The following is an 18523-nucleotide window of genomic DNA, read 5'->3' as shown; positions in this document are numbered from 1 at the left end:
TTCGAATAAGCCTGCATAACCGCTTCGCGTGAAAGACTTTTCGGGCGTGGACAGCAATTGGCTGCGTCTGGACCTGGAAGCGGCGGAAACGATAGTGTTGCAACCAGCGGGTGGCTCCCACCCGGACACGCCAATCAGTTCGACGATGGAGACGAGAATGATCAACCCGGCGCCGCCAGCGCGGCTTTACCTGCGACGATGGCTCGCGCTGGGGTCCGTGCTCGCGCTGCTGCTCGGCGCAGCCGCAGTCGCGAACGCTCAAGGATTGGTCAAAGGCGTTCAGGAGGGGGCGGCAGCCGGGAACAAGGCGGCCGGTCCGGTCGGTGGCGTGCTCGGCGGTGCGATCGGCGGCGTGGTTGGCGTTTTCACCGGCGTGCTCGGCGTCGGCAACAATGGCAACCAGGCGCCGGCCGCCAAGGACGCTAACAAGGACGCGGCCAAGGATGCCAAGCAGCAGCAAGGCGCCGGCAAGGACAAGGATGCCAAGAGCGCCAAGGCGGGCAAGGGGGCCAAGGCGAGCAAGGAAGCCAAGAACGCGCCGCAGGACACCAAGGACAACAAGGATGTCACGGTCCTCACCCAGAGCGGCGCGCCGCAACAGTCGGCTGAACAGATCGTCGCCAACAGCGATTCCTACATCGAGCGGATCAAGACCGAACTGAATCTCACCCCAGATCAGGAGAAGCACTGGTACGGGTTCTCCAGCGCCATGCACTACCTTGGGCATAATGGTGCGGAGCGGCTCAACTTGCGGGTTGCGCGCGCCAAGCGGGATCCGCCCGACGACATCATCGAGCAGATGCGCAACGAGGCGCAGTTCCTGATCGACCGGGCGGCCGACCAGCGCAATGTCGCCGACGCCGCCGAACCGCTCTATTCGAGCCTCGACGACAAGCAGAAGCAGGTCTTCATCCAGGAGATGGTACGCCTCAGCCACGAGCGCGGGCTGGATTGATCAAGTTGAATCGGATCGCCAGCGTACGAATTAACGGCGCCCGCCACGAATTCGTGAATCCTTTCCGCAATTCGGGTATGATTAGCTTCGCAAGTTGACTGCGGGGTTGATATGGCGGACGGACTCTCCGTTTTCCTGGTCGAAGACGAGGCGTTGATCCGGATGATGATGGCCGACCATGGTGGAGGAGCTCGGCCACCATGTCGTCGCGGAAGCGGACAATGTCCGGGACGCGAGCGCCTTTGCGATGACCGCGCAATACGATCTCGCGATCCTCGACATCAACCTCATGGGGCTCTACGTCGATCCCGTCGCCGACCTGATCGAGCGCCGCGGCAAGCCGTTTCTGTTCGCCACCGGCTACGGGCCGGAACTCCTGCCGTCGCTGCTCCGCCGCAGGCCCATCCTGCGCAAGCCGATTTCGATCGACCAGCTCAAGGCGATGATCGATTCGATGTTTCCGGAAACCACGGCGAAGGCGCCGCACTGAGCGACGGTGAAGGTACCGCGCTGACCGACGGAGCAGGCGCCGCGCAGGGATCGCCAACGAAAATGGCCGCCCGTCGGGGGCGGCCATTTGACGAAGGAATTCGTCGGGTTCTCAGATCAGGCCGGCGGTGAGGTCGATGCCGTGCGCCATCAGGCCGAACGAGGCGACGAGGCCCGTGCAGCAGAACAGCAAGATGGTCTTAAACGAAGAATCGGCGAAACGCGTTTCGACGGCGGCCGGCATCGCGGCGAGCGAAATCATGCTCATGTTCATTCCCCCCTGTGTTGACCCCTGAATTGCATCAGGTGAGGGAACTCTTAGAGCAAAAAGTTTGACGCGAGATTGCGAGGGATCGTTAACGGAATCGCAATCGGCTCGCGGATTCGCGCCTCCCGGCGCGGGACTGCAAGTCTCAGCCGCGACCGTTCCTCAGCACCGTGGCGATGGTATGGGCGGTCATGGCGGCCCGATCCGAGGCGCGCTGGGCGGCCAGCCGGTCTCGCGCCTTTTCCTCGATCAGGAGCTCGATCAGCGCCAGCCGTTTGTCGTCATCATCCGCCTCGGTCAGCAGGCGGTGATAACGGTGATAGTCGAAGCCCAGATCCGGTTTACGCATGTCACGCCCCCGCAACTACGCCACACACTCGGGGGGATTGTTTCCCATGGGAAACAATCGGGCAAGCACGATCCTGCGTGGAACCCCGCTTTGGATGCAATCAGCTGTGAATTAGTTAACGGACCGGACGGTCTCGGCCGGCCGCACTTCAATCAGGATTGTGGTCGGCGAACATCTTGAGGCCGAGGAAGCTCGCATCAGGCTTCGTGACCAGCCGGATCGGGATGTTGCGCAAATAGTCCTGGAAGCGCCCCTTGGCTTCGAAGCGCGCGCGGAACGCGGAGGCCGCGAGGAACTCCGGGAAGCGCGGCACGATCCCGCCGGCGATATAGACGCCGCCGCGGGCACCGAAGGTCACCGCGAGGTTGCCCGCGACCGAGCCCAGGGTGGCGCAGAACATCTCCAGCGTCGCGCGGCTGACCGAGCAGCTGCCATCCAGGGCGGCCTTGGTGATGGCGGCCGCGTCGCGGTGCGGCACCTGGACGCCGTCGATCTCCGCGAGTGCCTCGTAGAGGCTTTGCAAGCCGGAGCCCGACAGCGCACCGCGCTCGATGGAGACATGGCCGAAACGTCGGCGCAAGGACGCGATCACGCGTTCCTCGCGCTCGTTCTCTGCCGGCAGCGTCGCGTGGCCCGCCTCGGTGACGACGGCCAGCCGCGCCCCATGGCGCTCGACCAGACAGGAGACGCCAAAGCCGGTTCCGGGTCCGACCACCAGCAACGGTTCTCCGGGGAGGCCATCTTGTCCGCCGAGCGGGATCAGATCGGCGGGCCGCAAGGCGGGCAGGGACCAGGCGACCACCTCGAAATCGTTGAGCACATGGACGCTGTTGAAGCCGAGCGTTGGCTGGAGCTCGTTGCCGTCGATGACCCAGGGGCTGTTGGTCATGACGCAGCGGTTGTTGGTGACGGGGCCTGCGACGGCCAGCACGGCTCGTTGGGGCGGTTCGCCGCCGGCCCGGCGCGCCAGCACGTCGACAATGGCTTCCTGGACGGTCGGGAAGTCGGCGACCTTCACATAGTCGATCGGTCCGGTCTGGTCGCCGTTGCCCGGTTCGCTCTGGCTCAGCGCAAAGCGCGCATTTGTGCCGCCGATATCGGCGAGAAGAATTTTTCCTGTCTTGCCGATACTCATGACCCTTTGGTCGCCGCGGCCTTGCCGGCCTTCGGGAACCTTTGCCTCCGCTCCTGATCCGATCCGCAGTTTGCGGACGGTTTGAGAATCCTCGCTTGATTGTGCCTAGTCAACACGGACGAGGCCAAACCGTTGCATCCTGGAGACGATCCTTGGCCACCAGCGCGATATGGCCACACGCGATCGGCGGTTGCGAAGCCGCACCGGAAGATCGACATTGGAGGGAGCGTTCGGCGCCGGCGAAGCCGGCAAATGGAATGGGGCCTTGCGATGAAGATTTCCGACCGCGACGTGCTGCTGGTGATCGACGTGCAGAACGACTTCTGCACCGGCGGGGCACTGGCCGTGCCCGGCGGCGAGAAAGTCGTGCCAGCCATCAACCGTATCGCCCAAAAATTCGCCAATGTGGTGCTGACCCAGGACTGGCATCCGAGCGACCACGTCTCCTTCGCGGTGAATCATGCGGGCAAGCAGCCGTTCCAGACCATCGAGCTGGACTACGGCAGCCAGGTGCTCTGGCCGACGCATTGCGTGCAGGGCACGGCGGGCGCCGAATTCCATGGGGAGCTGGACGTCACCCGGGCGAGCCTGGTGGTGCGCAAGGGTTTTCGGCGCGGCATCGATTCCTATTCTGCGCTGTTCGAGAACGACCACAGGACGCCGACGGGCCTGCTCGGGTATTTGCGCGAGCGCGAGTTGAAGACCGTCTTCGTCGCGGGGCTCGCGCTCGACTTCTGCGTCCGCTTTTCGGCAGAGGACGCCCGCAAGGCCGGGTGCGAGGTCGTGGTGATCGAGGATGCCTGCCGTGGCATCGACCTCGACGGTTCTGTGGCTGCAGCCCATCGGAGTTTTGTCGAGCTCAGCATTTCCGTGATCAGCTTCGAGGCATTCCTGTGAGAATCGCGAGATAGCCATGGCGGCGAAGACAGGCAAACAGCCGGGCGGGCCGGACCATGTCCCTGGCGATCCGCTGCTGTGGCCGTTTGCGGCGGCGCGGCTCGCCATGGACGCCTGGTTCGGATGGATGGAGCGCGGGCCGGACGAGCCTGCCGACAGCAGCCTGCCGTGGACGACGCCCAACACGGTCGCGCTGGAGCTTGCGACCATGCACCTGCGCGATTGCACGAAGGACCGGTCCGGCCAGCCGGCGCTGGTCTGCGCACCCTATGCGCTGCATCGGGCCCTGATCGCCGACTTCGCGCCCGGCCACAGCGTGGTGCAGTCGCTGCAGAATGGCGGCATCGACCGGGTCTATCTCACCGACTGGCGCTCGGCCACCCCTGACATGCGCTATCTCTCGATCGACAGCTATCTTGCCGATCTCAACGTCGCCATCGACGAGATCGGCGTCCCGGTCGATCTCGTCGGCCTGTGCCAGGGTGGCTGGCTGTCGCTGCTCTATGCGGCGCGCTTTCCGGCCAAGGTGCGGCGGTTGGTCCTGGTCGGCGCTCCGGTCGACCTGTCGATCGATTCCTCGCTATCCAGGCTCGCCCGCAACGCGCCGGAGATGGTCTACGACCAGCTCGTCGCGCGTGGCGGAGGCAATGTCAGTGGCGAGGAGATGCTGCGCTTCTGGTCCAGGACGCCAAGCCGCGAGGATATCGCAGCCGCCTTGCAAGTGGGCCTATCCGACGAGGAAGGCGGGGCACTGCTCGCGCGTTTCGACCAGTGGAACGTGGAGACGCTCGATCTGCCGGGCACTTACTATCTCGAGATCGTCAACCGGATTTTCCGGGAGAACCAGATTGCCGGCGGCAACTTCGTGGCGCTCGGCCGCGCGATTGATCTGAAGGACGTCAAGGCGCCGATCTTCCTGCTGGCCGGGCTCGACGACGAAGTGGTGCCGGTGACGCAGGCGCTCGCCACCGCCGGCCTTGTCGGCACGCCGCCAGCCTTCATTGCGGCGGCCTCCGAGCCGAGCAATCACCTCGGCCTGTTCATGGGTGCGCGGACCCACGCGCATGCCTGGCCCCGGATCGCCCAGTGGCTGCGCGACGATCTGACCGGCGTCCTGGCCCGCAGCGCCTGAGCTCGCCGGCCAGAGCGAGGCGCAAATCCGTTATGCATGATGGCGAATGGCCTGCCCGGAGCCGGATCGATGAGCTACATAGGCTGGAGCTGACGGCTGCGGCCGGCCGGAAAGAGATTAAAGGTACTGCGCTCGATGACTTTCCACTCGATCTACGCCCACGGATTTGCGCGCGTGGCGGCCTGCGTGACCACCTCCCACGTCGCCGATCCCTCGGCCAATGCCAAGGCCATCCTGGCGGCCGCCAATGCCTGCCACGAACAGTCGGCGGCGGTTGCCGTGTTTCCCGAGCTGTGCCTGTCCGGCTATGCGATCGAAGACCTGGTCAAGCAGGATCCGCTGCTCGACGCCGTCGAGCGCGGTCTCGCGGCCATCGTCGAGGCCTCCGATGCATTGATGACCGTCCTGATCGTCGGCGCGCCGCTGCGCTTTGGTCATCGCATCTACAATTGCGCCGTCGTCATTCATCGCGGCAACGTCCTCGGCGTGGTGCCGAAGAGTTACCTGCCGACCTACCGTGAGTTCTACGAGGGGCGGCATTTCGCCTCCGGCGCCGGCATCGCCGGAGAGACGATCGCCTTCGGCGGGCTGCATGCACCGTTCGGCGTCGATCTGCTGTTCGCGGCCGAGGACGTGCCGGGCCTCACCATCGGCGTCGAGATCTGCGAGGACATGTGGATCCCGGTGACCCCGGCCTCGGAGCTCGCGCTCGCAGGCGCCAGCGTGCTGATCAACCTCTCGGGCAGCCCGATCACGATCGGCCGGGCGCGCTCGCGCGCACTGCTGTGCCAATCGACCTCGGCGCGCTGCCTCGCGGCCTACGTCTATTCCGCCGCAGGGGCAGGGGAATCGACCACTGATCTGGCCTGGGATGGCCAGACCTCGATCTACGAGAACGGCGTGCTGCTGGCCGAGGGCGAGCGGTTCCGCCAGGGCGGCCAGATCACGTTCGCCGACGTCGATCTCGACCTGCTCAGGCAGGAACGCGCCTTGATGGGGACGTTCGACGACAACCGCCGGCAGCGCGAGGCGTTCTTCCGCCAGGTGACGTTCGCGTTGAAGCCGCCGGCCTCCGATATCGGCTTCCTGCGCAAGGTCGAGCGCTTTCCGTTCGTGCCGAGCGACGAGAGCCTGCTCGAGCAGGACTGCTACGAGGCCTACAACATCCAGGTCGCCGGCCTCGTGCAGCGCATGCGCGCGACCGGCACCAAACGCGTCGTCATCGGCGTCTCGGGCGGGCTCGATTCCACCCACGCGCTGATCGTCGCCGCCAAGGCCGTCGACCTGCTCGGCCTGCCGCGTGAAAACATCCTCGCCTACACGATGCCGGGATTTGCCACCGGCAGCGAGAGCAAGACCAATGCGCTGGCGCTGATGAAGTCCTTGCAGACGAATTGGCAGGAACTCGACATCCGCACCACTGCAACCCAGATGCTGAAGGATATCGGCCATCCCTTCGGCAAGGGCGAGAAGGTCTACGACGTCACCTTCGAGAACGTGCAGGCGGGTCTGCGCACGGACTATCTGTTCCGCCTCGCCAACCACCACGGCGGCATCGTCATCGGAACCGGCGATCTCTCCGAGCTCGCGCTGGGCTGGTGCACCTATGGCGTCGGCGACCAGATGGCGCACTACAATGTCAATGCCGGCGTGCCGAAGACGCTGATCCAGCATCTGATCCGCTGGGTGATCGCCTCGCAGCAGTTCAGCGATGACGTCAACCGGACGCTTGCCTCGATCCTGTCGGCCGAAATCTCGCCCGAGCTGGTTCCGGTCAAGCCCGGCGAGAAACCGCAAAGCACCGAAGCCTCCGTCGGCCCCTACGAGCTCCAGGATTTCAACCTGTTCTATACGCTCCGCTTCGGCATGCGGCCGTCCAAGATCGCTTTCATGGCGCTCCAGGCATGGAAGGATGTCGCCAAGGGCGAATGGCCGCCAGCGTTCCCGAACGATCGGCGCAAGGCCTACGAGCTTCCCGAGATCCGCCGCTGGCTCGAAGTGTTCCTGCGCCGCTTCTTCGCCTTCAGCCAGTTCAAGCGCTCGGCCATGCCGAACGGCCCGAAGGTTTCGGCCGGCGGCTCGCTGTCGCCGCGCGGCGACTGGCGTGCACCGTCGGATTCGAGCGCAGCGGCATGGCTCGAGGATCTCGAGCGGAACGTACCGAACTGAATGACGCGGCGGATCGACATTGCTGGGGAGACGATCTGATGTCGGCCGGGGAAGGCTCAGAAACGGGTGAAGAGGCCAGCGTCGTCAACGGCCTCTACATCTTCGACATCGAAATGCGTGACGGCAAGCGCGGGCAGGCGAGGGGCGTGGTCGTGCTCTGCGACGGGCGTATCATGGGCGGCGACAGCTATTTCTACTACACCGGGAGCTACACGTTCCGGAACGGGAAATGGCGTGGCGACATGATCGTCAATCAGCACACCGAAGCGGTCGGCCGGTCTCTCGTCTTCGGAGGCAGGGAGGTCACTTGCGGCTTTTCCGGCGATTATTTCCCCGGCGGCGCGGAAGTCGAGGGAATGGCGCTGGTCGGCAAGATCAGCGTGACGTTCACGGCGCGGCTGACGCTGAAGGATGCGATGTGAGCTGAGGCGCCAGCCGGAGCTGCTGTGGAGTGGGTCTATGTGGGCCTAGCGATATGCTGGCAGGCTCGCGCTGAAGGAAAGCGCGAGGTCCGGAGTGCCTAGGAGTCCGGACCTCGTCACCTTGCCCCAGCCTTCGATCCCCCGCCCCATGTGGTCCCCCAACCCCGTGGTGCGCGATCAGAGGGTGATGCCCTTGGAAGTGGCTGCCGATCGATGTCGCGCGATGTACGCGACATCGGAATAGGATTCCATTCCGGAGCACTACGGACACGATTCAGCTTGCTTCTGCGGCAGACTGCACGTGCCTGCATCGACGCCAGCGCCGCTGCACAACATCGATGCGGGCGACGCGCGGGATGTCCACATCTGCTCGACGCTGCGGAACATCGGTTTCACGGGCCTGTCATTGAACTGGTCTAGCGCTGCTCCCGTCATTGCTGACGGTCAAAGGAGCAAGCCATGTCGAAGCCGGTGTTGGGCGCCGCACTGTCCATCAAATCGATCCCCGCGCATCGCGACTGGCTTCTGGAACGGCAGCGCGATCTCGAGATCCAGGATTTCTTCCGCGCCGATCTCCTCGATAGCGACTGGCGTGCGACCGCCGGCGACATCAAGCAGATGCTCGCGGGCTATACGGGCCGTCTCGGCATTCACGGACCGTTCTGGGGCTTCAAGATCGACAGCCACGATCCCATGATCCGGCAGGCGGTGACCAAGCGCCTGCTCCAGGGGTTGGAGGCCGCAGAGTTTCTCGGTGCGACGCAGATGGTGATCCATTCGCCGTTCACGACCTGGGACCACAACAATCTCGATCTCTATCCGGACAATCGCGGCAATCTGGTCGAACGGGTCAGGGCGACCCTCGCCGAAGTGATCGCGCGTGCCGAGACGACGGGCTGCGAGATCGTCATCGAGAACATCGAGGACAAGGATCCGCGCGACCGAGTGCGCCTCGCCAAGGCGCTGGAGAGCGGCAAGGTCCGCGTCTCGCTCGACACCGGCCACGCCAATTACGCGCACATCTCCACCGGCGCGCCGCCGGTCGACTACTATGTCGAGACCGCCGGCGACATGCTGACGCATGTGCATCTCCAGGACACCGACGGCTTTGCCGACCGGCACTGGGCGCCGGGCGAAGGCAACATCCCGTGGGTCGCGGTGTTCCGCGCGCTGGGCCGGCTGACCTCGAACCCGCGGCTGATCCTCGAACTCCGCAACCACGACGACGTCCGCGCCGGCGCAGCCCATCTCGCCGCGCTTGGCCTCGCAGAATAACCGACCTCATCAAGGGCAGGGCCTATCGTCATGAGCAAACTCACCCGTCGCACCATCCTGAAATCCGGCACCGCGGCTGCGGGCACGCTGCTGCTGCCGCGCTTTGCTATCGCGCAAGGCGACAATCGTCCGTCGGTGACGATCGCCGTGCAGAAGGTGACCAACGCGAACGTGCTGGACGTGCTGCGCGAGCAGTCCAATGTCGGCGAGCGCGTGTTTTTCTCCTCGATCTGGGAGGGCCTGATTTCCAAGAACTGGCGCGGCAGCCTCGAGGCCGTGCCGGGCCTTGCGACCGAGTGGCGCCGCATCGACGACCAGACTGTCGAGGTGAAGCTGCGCCAGGGCGTCAAGTTCCACAATGGCGACGAGCTGACGGCGGAGGACGTGGTCTTCTCCTTCAGCCGCGACCGCATGTTCGGCGAGACCGAGGCCAAGAGCCGCTCCACCATCCAGGCCTTCGAGAAGATCCCGACGCCGCGTCCGGGCAAGGAACTGCCGCCCGATGTGCCCGCCGTCGCGCGCCGGATCTGGCCGGACCTCGTGCGCGTCGACGCCGTCGACAAATACACCGTGCGCTTCTACAACGCGACGCCCGACGTCACCATCGAAGGCCGGCTGTCGCGCTACGGCTCCGACATCATGAACCGCCGGGCCTGGGACGAGTCCGCAAGCTATCTCGACTGGGCGCGCAAGCCTGTTACCACCGGGCCCTACCGGGTCGTCGAGCTCAAGCCCGACGTCTCGCTGACGCTGGAAGCACACGATGAATATTGGGGCGGCCGTCCGCCGCTCAAGCGCATCCGCTTCCTCGAAGTCCCTGAAGTCGCGAGCCGCATCAACGGGCTGCTCTCGGGCGAGTACCAGTTCGCTTGCGACATCCCGCCGGACCAGATCGCCGGCATCGAGAAGAATGCGGCGTTCGAAGTGCAGGGCGGCACCATCCTCAATCACCGCCTGACCGTGTTCGACAAGAACCACGCCCAGCTCGCCAATCCGCTGGTGCGGCGCGCCTTTACCCACGCGATCGACCGCCAGGCCATCGTCGACAGCCTGTGGGCCGGCCGCACCCGCGTGCCGAAGGGCCTGCAGTGGGAATTCTACGGCGACATGTTCAACGCCGACTGGAACGTGCCTGCCTATGATCCGAAGCTCGCGCAGGACCTGCTGAAGCAGGCCAACTACAAGGGCGATCCGATCCCGTATCGCCTGCTCAACAACTACTACACCAACCAGGTCGCGACCGCGCAGGTCCTGGTCGAGATGTGGAAGTCGGTCGGCCTCAACGTGCAGATCGAGACCAAGGAGAACTGGTCGCAGATCATGGAACGTGCGCCTACGCGCGCCGTGCGCGACTGGTCGAACTCGGCCGCCTTCAACGATCCCGTCTCCTCGCTGGTCGCCCAGCACGGGCCGAACGGCCAGCAGCAACAGATCGGCGAGTGGACCAACGCCGAGCTGAACACGCTTTCGGAGTTCTTGGAAACCTCGACCGACCGCGCGGCGCGCAAGAAGGCGTTCCGTCGCATGCTGGAGATCGCCGAGCGCGAGGACCCCGCCTACACGGTGCTGCATCAGAATGCGACCTTCACGGCCAAGCCGAAATCGATCAAGTGGAAGGCATCGCCCGCCTTCGCGATGGATTTCCGCGCCGGCAATTTCGAGGCCTGAGGTGTCACCGCTGGTCAGCATTGAGGGCCTGAGCGTCGCCTTCAACGGCGTGCCGGTGCTGCGTGGCGTCGATCTCGCCCTGCGCAAGGGCGAGGCCCTCGGCCTCGTCGGCGAATCCGGCTCCGGCAAGTCGGTGACGTGGCTTGCCGCGCTGGGCCTGCTGCCGCGGCATGCGCGGGTCCTGGGCTCGGTGCGGCTCGACGGGCACGAGCTCCTGGGCGCGCCCGCGGTTGAACTCGATCGGGTCCGGGGCGGGCGGGTCGCCATGATCTTCCAGGATCCGGCGAGCGCGCTCAACCCGGTGCTGACCATCCGCAAGCAGCTCTGCGAGGCCCTGGCGCTGCATCGCGGTCTCTCCGGTGAGGCAGTGAGGGCCGAAGCCCGGCGGCTGCTCGATCTCGTCGGCATTCCCGACGCAGGCCGGCGGCTGTCCGCCTATCCGCACGAATTCTCCGGCGGTCAGGTGCAGCGCATCATGATCGCGATGGCGCTCGCCGGAAATCCCGACCTGCTGATTGCGGACGAGCCGACCACCGCGCTCGACGCCACCATTCAGGCCCAGATCCTGGAGCTGCTCTCGTCGATCCGCCGCGAGATGAGCATGGCGATGGTCCTGATTAGCCACGACCTCGGCGTCGTCGCCGAGAATTGCGACCGCGTCGCCGTGATGTATGCCGGCCGCATCATCGAGGAGGCGCCGGCCAACCAGCTCTTCGCCGATCCCGTGCATCCCTACGCACAGGGCCTGATCGGCGCGCTGCCGCCGCTCGACGGTCCGCGCCGGCGCCTCACCGCCATTCCCGGCACGGTGCCCGATCCCGCGAGTATGCCTGATGGCTGTGCGTTCGCGCCGCGTTGCGCGTTGGCGGCCGGGCCGTGCGGCCTCGCCGCGCCGAGCCTGGCACCGATCACGAACGACCGCGCGGTCGCGTGCATCCGGGCCGAGGCCTCGCGCCGCGCACTGCTTGGGATCGCCGCCGAATGAGCGCGCCGCTCGTCGAGGTCTCCGCGATCGCCCGCAGCTACAGCATGCGCTCCGGGATGTTCGGCCGCAGCACGGCCGTGCACGCCGTCGATGGCGTCTCGCTCACGATTCCCAAGGGCGAAACGCTGGGCCTCGTCGGCGAGTCCGGCTCAGGTAAATCCACCACGGGTCGCATCGTGCTCGGCCTCGAGCCGCCCGATCGCGGCGAGGTGCGGTTTGACGGCAAGCCCATGGCAGCGCCTGGCACGCAGGCGTGGCGCGCGCAGCGGGCGCGCATGCAGATGATCTTCCAGGATCCATTGGGAGCGCTGGACCGGCGCTTGCCGGTCGCGACACAGATCCGCGAGCCCTTGGACATTCATGGCCTCGGTACGCCGGGCGAACGCGATGAGCGGGTGCGCGAATTGCTGCAGGCGGTCGAACTGACGCCTGCGCATGGCGCGCGCTATCCCGGCGCACTCTCGGGCGGACAACGCCAGCGCATCGTGCTGGCGCGGGCGTTGGCGACAAAACCTGATTTCCTCGTCTGCGACGAGCCGGTCAGCGCGCTCGATGTCTCGATCCAGGCGCAGGTGGTGAATTTGCTCGCCGATCTTCAGGCTCAGCTTGGTCTCACGCTGCTCTTCATCAGCCACGACCTGCGCGTCGTCCGCCAGATCAGCAATATCGTCGTCGTGATGTATCTCGGCCGCATCGTCGAGATCGGCAGCGCCGACGATCTGTTCGCCCGGCCGGAGCATCCCTATACGCAGGCACTGGTCTCGGCCTCGCCGGCGCCCGGCCGCCGCAGCGCGGGCCGCATCGTACTGGCGGGCGATCCGCCGAACCCGGCCGCGCGTCCCCAAGGCTGCGCCTTCCATCCGCGTTGCCCGCGCGCGATCGCGCGCTGCGCGAGCGAAGTGCCGGTTCTCTCGGTCGTCGGCGGCGACAGGCAGGTCGCGTGCCATCTGGTGACCGGTCCGCAGGTCGAAACGCGGGACGCCGCGTGATGGGGCGTTATCTTGCCATTCGGATCGGGCGCGCGGCTCTGACGATCGTCCTGGTCGTCACCTTCGCTTTCGTCGTGCTGCGGCTATCGGGCGATCCTGCGTTGATGATCCTGGGACCGGAAGCGCCACCGGAGGTCATCGCGGCCTTCCGCAAAGCCTGGGGCCTCGATGATCCCATCTGGTTTCAGTATCTCGATTACTTCAGCGCCATCGCCAAAGGCGAGCTCGGCCGCTCCATGCGCGACGGCCGCCCCGCGATCGAGCTCGTGCTGGAGCGCATCCCGGCAACGCTGGCGCTGACGCTGCCGGCCTTCGTCTTCAAGGTGGGGCTCGGCATCCCCGCCGGCATCTACGCCGCGCTGCATCGCGGCTCTGCGATCGACCGTGCCGTGATGATGACGGCGGTCGCCGGGTTCACCGTGCCGAGTTTTGTCCTTGCGCTGCTGCTGGTTCTCGTCTTCGCCGTGCAATTGGGCTGGCTGCCGTCGGGCGGGCAGGACAGCTGGCGTCACGCGATCCTGCCGATCGCGACGCTGAGCCTTGGCGGCGCAGCGGTGCTGGCGCGCTTCACCCGCAGCGCGATGCTGGAGGTGCTGGGCCAGCCCTATATCCGTACGGCTTCCGCCAAGGGTGTGCCGTGGCGCAGGGTGGTGACCTCGCATGCGCTGCCAAATGCGGCGATCCCGACCGTCACCATTCTCGGCTTCATGGTGGGAACGCTGATCGCGGGCGCCGTCGTGGTCGAGAGCGTGTTTTCGTGGCCGGGGGTAGGGCGCCTGCTTGTCGTCGCCGTCGCCAACCGCGACCTCGCGGTCGTGCAATGCATCCTGCTGCTGGTCGCGTTGACCATGGTCACGTCGAACCTGGTCGTCGACTTCCTCTACGGCTTCCTCGATCCGCGGCTGCGCACCAAGGGAGCGCATGCATGACCGACGCGACGCTGAAGGACACCGAAGCGTTTTCAAGCGAAGTGGACACCGGTTCGCGTAGAGAAAACGCGTCAAAACTGGAATCTAGAGCCCCGTTCCGATTTCATCGGAACGGAAAGGGCTCTAGCGTCCGCCGCCGCATCAGCCTGCCGGCGATCCCGGTGTCTGTCGCGCTTGCGGTCACCTGGATCGTCGCGATGCTGGTGATTGCGGCCTTCGCCGAGAAGATCGCGCCCTATGGCTACACCCAGCTCGACCTGCGCAATCGTCTGGCGTCGCCCGGCAATGTCGCGCACTGGCTCGGCACCGACGAGCTTGGCCGCGACGTGCTGTCGCGCCTCCTCGTCTCGATCCGCATCTCGCTCCTGATCGCCTTCGGCGCCACCGCGATCTCGGCGATTGTCGGCACCACGCTCGGCTTTTTCGCCGCGCATTTCCGCGGGACCGTCGAGCAGCTCGTGCTGATGCTGACCGATTTCCAGGCCAGCATGCCCTTCCTGATCATGGCGCTGGCCGTGCTCGCCTTCTTCGGCAATTCGCTGCCGCTGCTGATCGGCCTGATGGGCCTGTTCGGCTGGGAGCGCTACGCCCGCATCGCGCGGGGACTGGCCATCTCCGCCAACGCCCAAGGCTATGCCGCCGCGGTCCGTCAGCTCGGCGCGACGCCGTCGCGGATTTACCTCCGGCACATCCTGCCCAACATCGCCTCGACCCTGATCGTGTCGACGACGCTGGTCTTCCCCGAGGTGATCCTGATGGAGTCGGGCCTGTCCTTCCTCGGCCTCGGCGTGCAGCCGCCGATGACCAGCCTCGGCAACATGGTCGGCTACGGCCGCGAATACCTCACCCGGGCGCCCTGGATCATGCTGGCGCCGGCGACCACCATCGTCGTCACCACGCTGGCGGTCTCCGTGATCGGGGACTGGCTGCGCGACCGGCTCGATCCCACCCTGCAATAGCGCGACTGGCGAGAGGCGAGCGCCGAACTACCCGAGCTTCTAGCTCGGGATATCGAGCTTCCTGCCGCGCCCGAGCGCGAATTGACCGACCGGGCCTTCTATATGGAATTCCAGCTCCGTCATTGTCGCGAACAGGTCGATGTTGGTGCTCCCGATCGCGCAGCCGCCGAGGTCCATATCGGTCGCGGCCAGGTAAAACGTCTGGATCAGGCTGCCGACATCCTTCAGGATCAACGAATATGCGATTGAGCTGTATTTCCAGGAGACCCGCCCAAAGCGCGCCGCGATCGTGATCAGGATTTGTGGCTGACCCGGCGCGTCCATGGCGAACTGCGCTGCCACCGCGTGCGCCTGGAGTTGTTGGGTGGAGGCGCTGATCGCCACCAGCGCGTGGCTCCCTGCGTCGTAGTGGTAGAGTCCGCGCGCAAGCCCTTCGCAGTTCGAGACCGTCAGGTACAACTCCAGCTCGTAGGCGCTGCCCGCCGACGGATATGGCCTCGTGCTGTAGGTGACGTCGGGACCGCCGTCAAAATACGGGCCGCTCTTCCATTCGGACACGACGCGCGCGGTGGTGTCGAGAAACTGTGCGAGTTCGCCGAGCGTGACAGGATTTTTGTCGTCGAAATCTCGTGTCGAATGGCGTTCGCGCAACAGCTTCGGGAAGAGAGAGTTCGGCTCCGGGGAGGAGAATTTGCGTAGGTCGATCTTGCTGCCGGGCCAGGGCGGGCGCACCGCAGGCAGCGGCGGAACGATGCTCGCATAGGTGAAAGCGGCGCCGACCGGATTGGCTTGCCGCCCCTCCGTGCTCCGCGTGTGAAACACCAGGTCATGGAAATCCCAGAGAACGAGATTGCCGTCGCCTTCGTTCACTCGCAGGCCTTGTCCGTCTTTCGCATCGAGCTTGAGCAGGATCCGGCTTTCCACCAACAGTTCGAGCAGACAGAGATTGAAAGTGGCTGCCTTCAGGTTGAGCTTGCCGATCTTCTGAGGCTGCGACAGCGCAGAAAGGGTGGCGGCGACGGCGGGATCGCCAATCCGGAACAGCGCGCCGGCGCGTGGCGATTCCAGAACCATCTCATTGCCGCGCCGGCGCAGATAGGCAAAGCGTGACAACACAATGGTATCACGGCTGCCCAGCTTCGCGCGTCGCGGCCAGTATTCGGGGACTTGAGGCTCGATGACCACGAGGTCCCGCTCGTCGCGCGAGGAGGAGAGGCGGTATTCCAGAAGCCCCTGCCGGGCCAAGCGGTGTACCAGGGCGTCGACGTCTCTCGCGACGGCGCTCTTGCCTGCAAAGGACGCGAGCGGAAGGCCGGTGCTCAGATGTCGCGCGCGGTCTATCGCGGCCTTACTGAATTGTCCGAGGTTGACGGAATAGTCGCCCAGAAAGGCGACGAGGTTTCCGTCCGGCTGCATCTGGAGGGAGAAGCGATGGCTCAATCGGGCCGCAATGTCTGGCGCGATCTTTCCGGTCGGTTTTTTCCTGTTGGTGCGCACGAAAGAGCAACCCTTCAGGTGTGCGGAAGGAATGAAATCAGATCGCTTTCCAGTCGCGGCCGGTCCAACAATCCGAGCTTCACCGGCACATCGTAAAGGCGGCCCGGTGCGAAGCGGCGATAGAAATGACGCAAGCCGGGAACGAGCACTCTGACGACCGGAACCTCGACGTCGGGACGTGTCTGGTCGAGGACGAGGAAATCGTAGCCCGCACGGGCGGCGATCTCGACGCAGGCAATGACCTGGTCACGCGTATTGTCGTGGAGCTTGAGGCTCGGCGCCGGTGGGACGATCGGGCGGTCGCTCGGTGTCAGGAACGGGTAGTTTTCCAGGCGCAGCGGCGTGACACCGTCAAGTGTCGGCTTCTCGCCGCTTGCGCCGCCCATCATGCCGACGGACATAAATTGGGTCAGTTCGGTGAGGGAGCGCAACAGGGCTATGTGGCGGTCGAAATGCGCGCCGGAACCGAACTCGATATTTTCGTGTCCATTCTGCATCCAGTGCATGATAGCCACGTAAGTCGGAATGCCGAGGTCGGTGGTGACATCGAGCACCCAGAGCTTGCGCCCGGCTTCCACAAATTGAGCCTGGAGATCCCGGACATAGAAATCGTCGAATTGCTCGAGATCGACCGCGGCGCGCTGCACCTGATTATACCACCAGATCGCGTAGGCATCGCGCTCGATCAGTTCCAGGAAGCCCTGAACGATGGCTTCGTCGCGGGTATTGCCGGCCGCGCAGCCGTTGGAATCGGTATGAAAGCCGCCATAGAAGAAGTACAGCAGGCCGGTCGGCAGATATTTGAAGCGTTTGTCGCGCAACGATGAGACCGGCGACCACTCGGTCCTCGTCGAGGGATCGAACGGCTCGGGAACCGGATGGGGATCGTCCGGCTGCTGGAGAAACCTGTTCTTGAACTGCGTTTCGCTGAAGAGCTGGACGTCGTTGGGAAGAAGCGCGTCGCCGGGCGCGAAATCGACAAAGCGGCGCGTCGTCCTGATCTCATCGCCTTGGAAAATGCCCGAATAGCGTTCGATCGATTCCATCAGCGCGCTGGCCTCGCCCTGCTCGGCAGTCGAGCCCTTGCCAAAGCTGCCCCCGCTCAGTCCGGACCTGAGCTGGTCGATGCTGTGGGCCGGCGCGGAGAAATTATGCTGGGCGAAGTAATTGGTGTTCATCGGCAGATCGGCCTCGATCCGCTCAAGCCGCGTGACCACGCCGGTCAGCGGGCTCACATGCTTGCGGAAGCGCGACACCGTGGCCCGCGACGTCATGGTGCGATATCCACCGCTGGTCATGACGAGCTTCTTGCCTTCGGCGATCTCGACCAGGGCCGGGGATCGGCGCGGGTTGTGCAGCTTCTTGCTGCCGCAGGTTGGGCATTGCGGGCGTCGCGCGACATAGTGCTTTGCGATGACGGCGCCGGCCAGGTCGAAGCTTGCGATGTGATCGCGCAGATCAGTGCGAAAGCCCGAGGCGATTGCCTTGGCGATCTCGACGGCTGCGAAATGGATTGCGGTCCGTCCGACGGGATGGTTGACGAGCGGCGATATGGCGACCGCACGCGCCGGTCCCCGGTCAAGAAACCCCTTGATCTCCCTGTTGCGGATCATGCGATCGAACAGGCAAGTCCAGCACGAGCTTTCGCCCGGTTTGAACATGGGCCCGACCAGCGGAAACGCGCCGGACGGCTGCACCAACAGCCAATGCGTCTTGCCGGCTACGCGTTCCTGGTTCAGTTCGGCGAGCCGGCGGTCAAGATAATCGTTCACCAGCGTGATCGTGAGCTTCGGCGAGCGCTTGGCGATTTGAACGCCGAGCTTACTCAAGGACGCGGTCAGCTCCTTGGCGCCTTTGACGTCAATCGACTCGATCCGCACGGAGCAACTGCGAAGATTTTGCTCCGCGACTTCCGGAGACAGGCCGAGGCTTGCCCAAAAACCGCCGACGGCTTCGTCGAATGCTGGCGATACCCGCGCAACGACATATCGGCGCTCGAGGAGCCGCTTGATCGCCTCCTCGATCTTGTCGGCCGGGAAGCGCTTCGAAAGCTGGCGAATGATCGCCGGCCTGGCGTTGCCATGTTCTCCGATCGCGGTGGCCAAGGCGCAGTAGAGTTCGCCGTGCAGGAAGAACTTGCGATCCTCGGAATAGAGGCAAACCGCATCGGGAGGCAGTAAGTAGGCGGTGAAGTTCGGTGCAAATCGGAGGAGGTCTTTGCGGGTCTGCCGCGGGACGCGGGTCTTGCTATTGGCATTCATTGCGTCAGCACGCCGATCCGGTTGCCGTTACGTCAGATCGCCGGCGCAAGATGGATCTTCGTGCCCGCGCGCTGGTATTTTCCCAGAGAGTTGAAACAAATTCGCCCGTCACCGGCAAGCCATCGATGCAAGCGCCGTAGAGAA

The 18523-nt window shown here is 65.0% G+C and carries 16 protein-coding genes and 1 pseudogene; 12 read left to right on the top strand and 5 right to left on the bottom strand.

The features are described 5' to 3' along the window. Positions 1-157: 157 nt before the first annotated feature. Together AAFG50_RS21790 and AAFG50_RS21785 are read left to right on the top strand one after the other, a co-directional pair. The gene (locus tag AAFG50_RS21790) at positions 158-955 is read left to right on the top strand and encodes a Spy/CpxP family protein refolding chaperone (protein ID WP_028174002.1); all 798 of its coding nucleotides are present in this window, start codon (positions 158-160) and stop codon (positions 953-955) included. Between the two features lie 111 nt (positions 956-1066). Beyond that, positions 1067-1445 (top strand): annotated as a pseudogene (locus tag AAFG50_RS21785) (response regulator). Positions 1446-1556: 111 nt separating this feature from the next. On the opposite strand, the gene AAFG50_RS21780 reads toward AAFG50_RS21785, so the two are convergent. The 3 genes from AAFG50_RS21780 to glk form a co-directional block, all read right to left on the bottom strand. Then, positions 1557-1712 carry a hypothetical protein gene (locus AAFG50_RS21780; protein WP_165448160.1) on the bottom strand — a complete coding sequence of 52 codons (156 nt, stop codon included), beginning with the start codon at positions 1710-1712 and terminating at the stop codon, positions 1557-1559. Between the two features lie 145 nt (positions 1713-1857). Beyond that, on the bottom strand, positions 1858-2061 hold the full coding sequence (locus AAFG50_RS21775) for a hypothetical protein (RefSeq protein WP_028174003.1): 204 nt from the start codon (positions 2059-2061) through the stop codon (positions 1858-1860). A 148-nt stretch (positions 2062-2209) separates the two neighbouring features. Next, positions 2210-3196 (bottom strand): glucokinase, encoded by a 987-nt coding sequence (gene glk, locus AAFG50_RS21770; protein ID WP_028174004.1) that lies wholly within the window; start codon positions 3194-3196, stop codon positions 2210-2212. 252 nt (positions 3197-3448) lie between these two features. Between glk and pncA the strand changes: the two genes are divergently transcribed. From pncA to AAFG50_RS21720, 10 genes are all read left to right on the top strand, one after another. Next, a complete protein-coding gene (pncA, locus tag AAFG50_RS21765; protein WP_011087320.1) occupies positions 3449-4093 on the top strand; it encodes a bifunctional nicotinamidase/pyrazinamidase in 645 nt (214 codons plus the stop codon). A gap of 16 nt (positions 4094-4109) precedes the next feature. Continuing rightward, entirely contained in the window at positions 4110-5225 is a 1116-nt protein-coding gene (locus AAFG50_RS21760) for an alpha/beta fold hydrolase (RefSeq protein ID WP_011087319.1), read from the top strand. Positions 5226-5360: 135 nt separating this feature from the next. After that, positions 5361-7394 carry an NAD(+) synthase gene (locus tag AAFG50_RS21755; RefSeq protein WP_028174005.1) on the top strand — a complete coding sequence of 678 codons (2034 nt, stop codon included), beginning with the start codon at positions 5361-5363 and terminating at the stop codon, positions 7392-7394. A gap of 38 nt (positions 7395-7432) precedes the next feature. Further along, the gene (locus AAFG50_RS21750; protein WP_038967432.1) at positions 7433-7816 is read left to right on the top strand and encodes a GrlR family regulatory protein; all 384 of its coding nucleotides are present in this window, start codon (positions 7433-7435) and stop codon (positions 7814-7816) included. A gap of 459 nt (positions 7817-8275) precedes the next feature. Further along, positions 8276-9091 carry a sugar phosphate isomerase/epimerase family protein gene (locus AAFG50_RS21745; protein ID WP_028174007.1) on the top strand — a complete coding sequence of 272 codons (816 nt, stop codon included), beginning with the start codon at positions 8276-8278 and terminating at the stop codon, positions 9089-9091. A gap of 30 nt (positions 9092-9121) precedes the next feature. Continuing rightward, complete coding sequence (locus AAFG50_RS21740; RefSeq protein ID WP_028174008.1) at positions 9122-10759, top strand: ABC transporter substrate-binding protein; 1638 nt, start codon at positions 9122-9124, stop codon at positions 10757-10759. Position 10760: 1 nt separating this feature from the next. Further along, the gene (locus AAFG50_RS21735) at positions 10761-11744 is read left to right on the top strand and encodes an ABC transporter ATP-binding protein (RefSeq protein WP_028174009.1); all 984 of its coding nucleotides are present in this window, start codon (positions 10761-10763) and stop codon (positions 11742-11744) included. Next, positions 11741-12733: an oligopeptide/dipeptide ABC transporter ATP-binding protein gene (locus AAFG50_RS21730; RefSeq protein WP_028174010.1), complete on the top strand. Its 993-nt coding sequence runs from the start codon at positions 11741-11743 to the stop codon at positions 12731-12733. The genes AAFG50_RS21735 and AAFG50_RS21730 overlap by 4 nt, the downstream gene beginning before the upstream one ends. After that, the gene (locus tag AAFG50_RS21725; RefSeq protein ID WP_028174011.1) at positions 12733-13662 is read left to right on the top strand and encodes an ABC transporter permease; all 930 of its coding nucleotides are present in this window, start codon (positions 12733-12735) and stop codon (positions 13660-13662) included. Before AAFG50_RS21730 ends, AAFG50_RS21725 begins: the two co-directional genes overlap by 1 nt. Further along, positions 13659-14621, top strand: coding sequence for an ABC transporter permease (locus AAFG50_RS21720; protein ID WP_011087311.1), 963 nt, complete (start codon positions 13659-13661; stop codon positions 14619-14621). The genes AAFG50_RS21725 and AAFG50_RS21720 overlap by 4 nt, the downstream gene beginning before the upstream one ends. A gap of 39 nt (positions 14622-14660) precedes the next feature. Here AAFG50_RS21720 and AAFG50_RS21715 read toward each other — a convergent pair whose 3' ends face one another. Both AAFG50_RS21715 and AAFG50_RS21710 read right to left on the bottom strand, forming a co-directional pair. After that, a complete protein-coding gene (locus AAFG50_RS21715; RefSeq protein ID WP_028174012.1) occupies positions 14661-16037 on the bottom strand; it encodes a SagB family peptide dehydrogenase in 1377 nt (458 codons plus the stop codon). Positions 16038-16132: 95 nt separating this feature from the next. Then, positions 16133-18379, bottom strand: coding sequence for a TOMM precursor leader peptide-binding protein (locus tag AAFG50_RS21710; protein ID WP_028174013.1), 2247 nt, complete (start codon positions 18377-18379; stop codon positions 16133-16135). Between the last annotated feature and the right edge of the window lie 144 nt (positions 18380-18523).

This window comes from Bradyrhizobium sp. B039, assembly GCF_038965675.1.
In the GTDB taxonomy this organism is placed as follows: Bacteria; Pseudomonadota; Alphaproteobacteria; order Rhizobiales; family Xanthobacteraceae; genus Bradyrhizobium; species Bradyrhizobium diazoefficiens.
Note: the sequence above shows the minus strand (reverse complement) of the source record. Positions and strands in the feature narration are given on the sequence as shown.